Genomic DNA, 7,837 nt, shown 5'->3' with positions numbered 1-7,837 from the left:
AGGGTGACCAAGATCGAACTAGATGCTTTACCTCGACCTTGGTCACCCTCGCCCCAAATCGCGTCCGACCGCAAGAAAGCACCCCGCGAAAGACCCATCACCAGCACCGGCCGCGAGGATGGCAGGCCCAGGGTCACATCAGAGTCAGGGCGTAGAGAAGCATCCGCGAGTCGTCCGGCAGCGAGATCGAGCGCAGCTGCTTGCCCGCCGCAAGGGGGATGGTCGCTCCGAAGAGGCTGGTCGGTGGGCCGTCGACGCCCTGGCCGGCCTTGATGCGATGGTCCATGGCCAGGACCGTCGTCGTGCCGGCGGTCGCCCCGCCACACCAGTCGGCGATCGTCAGCGGCACCGACTGGACCGACCCGTCGGTGTAGCCGAGGGTGAGGACGCCGCTGACCGGCCCGTTGTGGCTGGTCGCGACCAGCTGTACGGAGCTGTGCGGGGCGGCCGGCAGGAGCAGGGGCTGGCCTTCGGCGGGGACGAAGTTGGCCGCGGTGCCGGTCGGGTCGGGGGCGTCGTAGGTGACGCCGTTCCAGGTGACCGGGCCGGCGGGCGGGAACAGGGCGGCGTCGTAGCTCCAGCCGCCGCCGTCGAAGTTGCCGGATGACGGGTCGGCGACGGTCGCGGTGCCGTCGAGGGTGCGTTCCGCGCTCAGGTCGACGGCGCACGGAGTGCCTGAGGCCGCGACGCAGGTCAGCGGGGTGCGGACGATCAGGGAGGCGGTCAGCGGCTTGACCCCGCGGACGGTCACGGTGAGCGGGTAGGTGCCGACCGGTACGTCGGGTGGTGCGGTCACGGTGATGGGCGCGTGGCCGGAGACCGGCAGGTGGTGCGAGACGAGTACGCCTGGCTGCGTCACCGACACCCGCCAGCCGTCCGGGGCGGTTGCCGAGACGCGCGGGACGAGGATGCCGGGGGCCTGGCCGACCAGGTCGACGGTGAACTTGGCCTGCGAACCGGCGGCCACTCCGATCGTGGCGGCCGGGGTGCGGCTCGGCGAATCGGCCGCTCGACGTGTGGCTAGACCGGTCTGTTCAGAGACGCTGACAGCGGCCGCGGGCAGTGCGGCGCCGGACGGGGTGATGGCCGCGTCCAGGTGGGTGCGGTTGTCGAGCGGCGCGTGGTTGATCGACGGTGGCTCGGCCGACGGCGTCGTGCCCCACGACGACGGCGTGGAGCCCACGGTCTGGGCGATCGAGCCGCCGCGGGCGATGGCCGACCAGGGCAGCCAGTTGTTCGTCAGGTTCCGGCCGTTCACCCGGGCTCGCTGCAGGTAGCGGGCGCTGTCGGAGACTCCCGGCGCGGTGATCGTCAACGGATGTCCGGCCACGTCGACGACCGCCGACGGGAACTGCGGCGTCGACACGGCCAGGAAGTTGGCGCCGCTCATCGTCGGGTAGAGGCCGAGGGAGGAGAAGACGTACCAGGCGCTCATCGTGCCGAGGTCGTCGTTGCCGGTCATGCCGTCGGGGCCGGTGGTGAACAGGGTCATCGCGGCCCGCACCACGGTCGCGGTCTTCGCCGGGGCGCCGGCCCAGTGGTACATGTACGGCGCGAGCAGGTCGGGCTCGTTGTTCGGGTTGTAGGTCGGCTTCGCGTAGTAGTCGTAGGGGCTGGCGATCCAGTCGGTCCGGGCGGTGCCGCCCGGGTCTTTCAAAAGCTTCGGGTACGCGAAGAAGCTGTCCAGCCGATCCTGGGTCGCGCGACGGCCTCCCATCTGGGCGACGAGTCCCGCCGGATCCTGCGGCACCAGCCACTGGTACTGATAGGCGCCGCCCTCGTGGAACTGCTCGTCGGCCGCCACCGGGTCGTAGGGTGTCAGCCACGTTCCGGCGACGGTTCGCGGCCGGAACTGCCCGGTCGAGGAGTCCCACAGGTTGCGCCACCACTGCCCGCGTCCCGCGAAGAGCCGGGCATCCGCCGAGTGTCCCAGCCCGGCCGCCATCTGCGCGAGCGCCGCGTCGGCGGCTGAGTATTCGAGGGTCGCCGAGGCCGGATGCTGGCAGTCGTTGTCCCCGCCTTTGGCGACGCAGTCGGTGCCCAGCGCCAGCCCGGACGGGATGTAGCCGCGATCCGAGTAGTAGGTGACCCCGGTCCGGCCGTTGTAGGGGGTGGTCGCGGGCGGCTGGGCCAGCGCGTTCTTCCGCAGCAGCTGGTAGGCCTCGTCGGCGTGTCCGGCCAGCAGCCCTTTGGACCACGCCTCGACCAGGAACGGCGTCACCGGGTCGCCGGTCATGATATTGGTTTCGCTGTTGGCCAGCGCCCACCGTGGCAGCCATCCGCCGTCCCGCCCGATCGCGACGACCGACAGCGCCACGTCCCGCGCGACCGCCGGCTGCAGCATTTCGAGCAGCTGGTTCTGCGGCCGGTACGTGTCCCACAGCGAGAAGTTCTGATAAGGCGTGTATCCGGAGGCCTGGTGCACCGCCTTGTCGAACCCGGCGTACGCCCCGTCCACGTCGCCGGCCAGGTTGGGGTGCAGGAGGGAGTGGTAGAGCGCGGTGTAGAACACGGCTTGGCGCTCGGCCGTACCCCCGGAGATTTTGATCTTCGCTAGAGCGGAGGCCCAGGAGGCCCGCAGCGCGGAGTGCACCTGGTCGAAGTCGTAGCCGGAGCCGGTTTCGGCGGCGAGATTGGCCCGCGCCCCGGCGACTCCGGTGTAGGACAGCCCGACCTTGAGCACCACGTCGTGGTCGCTCGTGGCGTCGAACGTGACGTAGGCCCCGTTACCGCCCGTGCCCGCCGCATCCCGCCCGGAACCGAGCGTGTTTCCCCGCCAGGTGCCGTAGGCCGCGAACGGCCGGTCGAAGGACGCCGAGAAGTAGACGGTGTGGTCGTCCTTGCCGGCGCAGAATCCGCCCGCGTGCACCCGGCCCTCGAGGGTGCGGTCGCCGACCACGTGGATCTCCGAGTCGAAGACGCTCTGGTTGGCCCGGCCGGTGTTGAACAGCACGTTCGCCTGCCCGGTGGCCGGGAACGTGTAGCGCTGCCATCCGGTGCGCGCGGTCGCCGTCAGCTCGGCCTGAATGCCGTAGGTCGACAGCCCGACCCGGTAGTAGCCGGGTGACGCCTCCTCGTCGGAGTGCGAGAAGTCCGACTTGTAGGCGGACGGGTCGACGCCGGTCACCGGACCGGTCGTCGGCATGACCGGCAGCTCGCCGGCCACCCCGCACCCGACCCCGGAGAGGTGGGTCTGGCTGAAGCCGTACAGCGACGACTGTTTGTAGTCGTACCCGCCCTGACCGCCCGTGTCCGGGCTCACCTGGACCATCCCGAACGGTGCGCTCGCGCCCGGGAAGGTGTTGCCGAAGTTCTCGGTGCCGACGAAGGGCCGGACCAGATCGACGGGTGATGGGGCGGGAGCCGCCGAGGCGGACGACGGGACCGAAACGGTGGCGGCTGCGGCCAGGACGGCGACGGCGAGGCGACGCATGGCGGACCTCCAGGTAGACGATCGCCGACAACGTTGTCACCGCGCATCGGCGAAAGTCAATGGACCTGCACCCGATTTGCACCCGTACACCTTCGGCCGAAGCCTCAAGGGCCGGCTCGCCGACCCGATCTCCCGGGTTGACCGCCCATCCCGGGGCGGTCACCACCGGACCGGAGAACCGTCTGATGGCAGCCCTGACCGAATCGCCGCCCGAGGCCACCGACCTCGAGCGGCCGGCCGGCGACCGCCGCGGCTGGACCCGCCTGTGCGTGGTCGTCGGCCTGATCGTCCTCGGCTTCGCGACCGTGCTCAGCTCCGGTATGGGCGGCGGCCACGTGGGCCAGACGGTCTCCAACTTCGGGCTCGGCCTGTCCGCACTCGCCGCGGCCGGCGCCTGCCTGCTGCGCGCCCGGTGGTTCACCGGGCGGATGCGCTGGGGCTGGGCGTTCCTCGGGCTCGGCGTGCTGAGCTGGGGCCTCGGCCAGGCGTACTCGGTCTATCTGCAGACCTTCCTGGGCCGCGAGGTGCCGCTGCCGTCCGAGGCCGACATCGGCTACCTCGGCATGATCGTCTTTACCACGACCGGCCTGCTGACCCTTCCCAGTGTCGCCCAGGCCCTGGCCAACCGGGTCCGCAGCGTGCTCGACGGCCTGATGGTCGGCTGCTCGTTCGTGCTGATGGCCTGGATCTTCGTGATCCAGCCGCTGATCGCCGCGGGCCAGAGCAACACGCTCGCCCTCTACGCCAGCCTCGCCTACCCGCTGGGCGACGTGGTGATGCTGACGATGGTGCTCTACATGTTGGCCCTCCAGCGCCGGCACGGCTCGACCTTCGCCAGCCTGGCCCTGGTCGGCGCCGGCATCGGCGCCTTCGCCGCCTCCGACATCGGGTACGCCTATCTCAACCTGGTCGGCAAGTACGCCTCCGGCGGCGCCACCGACATCGGCTGGTTCCTCGGCTTCTGCCTGGTGCTGCTGGCCGCCCGCAAGCCGGTCGCGAGCACGCTCGACGAGGACGACCAGGGCTTCGACGGCATGCAGCCGGTCGGCATCCTGCTCCCGTACGTCGCGGTGCTCGGCTCGCTGGTCACCACCGTCTTCTGGTACGCCCGCACCGGCCACAGCACGATGTTCGTGGCGTACACCCGGTCGGCCCTGATCCTGCTGATCATCGGACGCCAGCTCATCACCCTGCGGGAGAACCGCAACCTGACCCGCAACCTGGAGACCCGGGTCGCCGACCGTACGGCCGAGCTGTTCGCCTCCGAGCAGCGCTTCCACGCCCTCGTGCAGCACAGCTCGGACGTCGTCACCGTGGTCAGCCCGGAGGCCGACGTGCTCTACCAGAGCGAGTCGGTGCAGCGGGTCTTCGGCTTCCCGGCCCAGGCGCTGGCCGGCAAGCGGCTGACCAAGCTGCTCGACCCCGAGTCGGGTCTGCGGCTGGCCCAGGCGCTGCGCCAGGTGGCGGGCCGGCCGTACGCGACGACCGTCCTCGAGATCACCGTCCAGCATCGTGACGGCCGCCGCCGGCAGGCCGAGATGACGATCACCAACCTGCTCGGCGACCCGAGCGTGGCCGGCCTGGTGCTCAACACCCGCGACATCAGCGAGCGCAAGGAGCTCCAGGACCAACTGGTGCACGAGGCGTACCACGACGCGCTGACCCAGCTGGCCAACCGGGCCCTGTTCCGGGAGCGGGTCGCCGAGGCCCTCCGGCGCCGCGGCGACGACGAGGACGTGACCGTGCTCTTCCTCGACCTGGACGGGTTCAAGGAGGTCAACGACAGCCTCGGCCACCTGGCCGGCGACCAGCTGCTGGTGCAGGTCGCGGACCGGCTGCGCGCCTCGGTACGCGAGGGCGACGTGGTCGCCCGGTTCGGCGGCGACGAGTTCGCGGTGCTCATCGAGTCGCCGATCGGCGTCGAGGAGGCCGAGTCGGTGGCCCAGCGCATCGTCGATGTGCTCGAGGAGCCGTTCGCCAGCGAGACCCGCAACATCCACGTGCAGGCCAGCATCGGGCTGGCCTCGTTCAAGGACATCGGGAACAGCGGCATCGGGGAGATCCTCGAGCTGGCCGACGACGCCAAGGCGGACGGCGCCGAGCAGCTGATGCGCAACGCCGACCTGGCGATGTACAAGGCGAAGTCGGCCGGCGGCGGCAGCTTCGCCAGCTACGACCCGCAGATGCTGGCCGGCCTGGTCGCGCGGCTCGAGCTGGAGTCCGACCTGCGGGTGGCCCTCGAGCGCGGGCAGCTGCGGCTGCACTACCAGCCGACGGTCGACCTGGCCACGAGCGAGGTGATCGGCTTCGAGGCGCTGGTGCGCTGGTACCACCCGGAGCGCGGCATGATCACGCCGATCGAGTTCATCCCGATCGCCGAGGCGACCGGCCTGATCGTTCCGCTGGGCCGCTGGGTGCTCGAGGAGGCGTGCCGGCAGGCCGTCGAGTGGAGCCAGGGCGAGGCCGGCCGCCCGATCAAGATGGCGGTCAACGTGTCGGTGCGCCAGTTCGACCGGGCCGACCTGGTCGAGGTGGTGGCCCAGATCCTGGCCGAGACCGGCATGCCGGCCCAGCAACTCTGCCTGGAGATGACCGAGAGCGTGCTGATGACCGACACCGACGACAACCTGGAGCAGCTGGTGCGGCTCAAGGCGCTCGGCGTGACGCTGGCCATCGACGACTTCGGCACCGGCTACTCGTCGCTGGCCTACCTGCGGCGGTTCCCGGTCGACACGCTCAAGATCGACCGCTCGTTCGTCGAGCGGCTGGGCGCGCTGACCGACGACACCGCGCTGGCCGACACCATCGTCCAGCTCGGCAAGAGCCTGGGCATGGACACCGTGGCCGAGGGCATCGAGGAGTTCGGCCAGCTCGCCGCGCTGCGCGAGATGGGCTGCCACTTCGCCCAGGGCTACTACTTCTCCCGCCCGGTCCCGGCCGACGAGGCCGGCCGCCTGCTCCGCGAGGGCGCCGAACTCTCCGCCTGAAGCCGAAACCCGAAGCCCGAAGCCCGAAGCCGAAGCCCGAAGCCCGAAACCCGAGGCCCGACGGCCGGAGCCCGACGCCCGACGAAGAGCTCGCCCCCTGACCACCACCCCCGATCAGGAGTTATTCGATGACCGTTGTCGCGCCCGAGATCTGGCCAACCACCCTCGGTGTGATCGATATGCCGACGCCCTACCTGGTGACCGACCTCGACCTGGTCGCGCAGCGGCACGCCGCGTTCGAGGCGGCGATGCCCGGAGTCGGCACCCGCTTCGCGATGAAGTGCAACCCGTCGCCGGAGATCCTGCGGACGCTGGCCGCCCGCGGGGCCGGCTTCGAGATCGCGTCGCTGGGTGAGCTGCGCATGCTCCAGGCGATCGGGGTCGACCCGGCCGAGGTGCTCTACAGCAACCCGGTCAAGCCGCCGTCCCACATCGCCGAGGCGGCCGTGGCCGGCCTGTGGCGGTTCAGCTTCGACTCCCCGAACGAGCTCGCCAAGATCGCCGAGCACGCGCCCGGCGCCGCGGTCTACGTACGCCTGCGGGTCGACGACACCAACAGCGTGTTCCCGCTGTCGCGCAAGTTCGGCACCGACGTCGAGGACGCGTACGACCTGATGCTGCTGGCCAAGCGGCTGGGGCTGCGGCCGTACGGCGTGACCTTCCACGTCGGCTCGCAGTGCACCAACGCGAAGGCGTGGCACGACGCGATCGGCGACGCCGGCGAGCTGATGAACATGCTGTTGGCCGACGGCATCGAACTGGAGATGCTCGACCTGGGCGGCGGGTTCCCGGCCCGCTACACCTCCGACGTGCCGACGATCGGCGAGATCGGGACGGTCGTGACCTCGGCGGTCGCGAGCCTGCTCCCGTACGCCCCGAGGCTGCTCGTCGCCGAGCCCGGCCGTCATCTGGTGGCCGAGTCGTCGGTGATGGCCGCGACCGTGATCGGGCGCGAGACCCGCGAGGGCGAGAACTGGCTCTACGTGGAGGTGGGCGTCTACAACGGCCTCATGGAGGTGCTCCAGACGCCGGGCGGCTGGGACTTTCCGATGTGGACGACCCGCCCGGACGACGACACCCTGCGTTTCACGGTGACCGGGCCGACGTGCGACAGCACCGACACGATCGCCTACGGCGTCGAGTTGCCGGCCACCATCCAGGTCGGCGACGTCGTCTATCTCGGCTCGACCGGGGCCTACACGCTCGCGTACGCCTCCGACTTCAACGGCTTCCCACCGCCGACGCCTGTTTTCGTGGGCACCGGCACGCGTGCCCCCCGTTGACCAGGTCGGGGGGGGGGGGCGCGGCGGCCCGGGGCCCGGCCCGGGGGGCCCCGCCGGCCCGGGGGGCGGCCGTCAGCTCAACCGCGGCAACGACCCGTTCGGCCACGCCCGGCCCGGGGCCCTCCGGCAGAAGG

General features: G+C 70.9%; 3 protein-coding genes. 2 read left to right on the top strand and 1 reads right to left on the bottom strand.

Translation table 11 applies throughout. The features are described from left to right. Nucleotides 1–133: 133 nt before the first annotated feature. Nucleotides 134–3,433 (bottom strand): GH92 family glycosyl hydrolase, encoded by a 3,300-nt coding sequence (locus tag AB0M88_RS52270; RefSeq protein WP_364115802.1) that lies wholly within the window; start codon nt 3,431–3,433, stop codon nt 134–136. Nucleotides 3,434–3,618: 185 nt separating this feature from the next. On the opposite strand from AB0M88_RS52270, the gene AB0M88_RS52265 reads away from it, so the two are divergent. Then, nucleotides 3,619–6,420 (top strand): bifunctional diguanylate cyclase/phosphodiesterase, encoded by a 2,802-nt coding sequence (locus AB0M88_RS52265; protein WP_364115799.1) that lies wholly within the window; start codon nt 3,619–3,621, stop codon nt 6,418–6,420. Nucleotides 6,421–6,548: 128 nt separating this feature from the next. After that, nucleotides 6,549–7,703, top strand: coding sequence for a type III PLP-dependent enzyme (locus tag AB0M88_RS52260; RefSeq protein WP_364115796.1), 1,155 nt, complete (start codon nt 6,549–6,551; stop codon nt 7,701–7,703). Nucleotides 7,704–7,837 lie beyond the last annotated feature (134 nt).

This window comes from Actinoplanes sp. NPDC051411 (assembly GCF_040682075.1).
Taxonomy (GTDB): Bacteria; Actinomycetota; Actinomycetes; order Mycobacteriales; family Micromonosporaceae; genus Actinoplanes.
This window is presented reverse-complemented; position numbering and strand designations above follow the sequence as displayed.

Bases quoted from the DNA above. Each gene is read 5' to 3' on its own strand.
- AB0M88_RS52270 (WP_364115802.1), bottom strand. From the start codon at position 3,433: ATGCGTCGCCTCGCCGTCGCCGTCCTGGCCGCAGCCGCCACCGTTTCG.
- AB0M88_RS52265 (WP_364115799.1), top strand. From the start codon at position 3,619: ATGGCAGCCCTGACCGAATCGCCGCCCGAGGCCACCGACCTCGAGCGG.
- AB0M88_RS52260 (WP_364115796.1), top strand. From the start codon at position 6,549: ATGACCGTTGTCGCGCCCGAGATCTGGCCAACCACCCTCGGTGTGATC.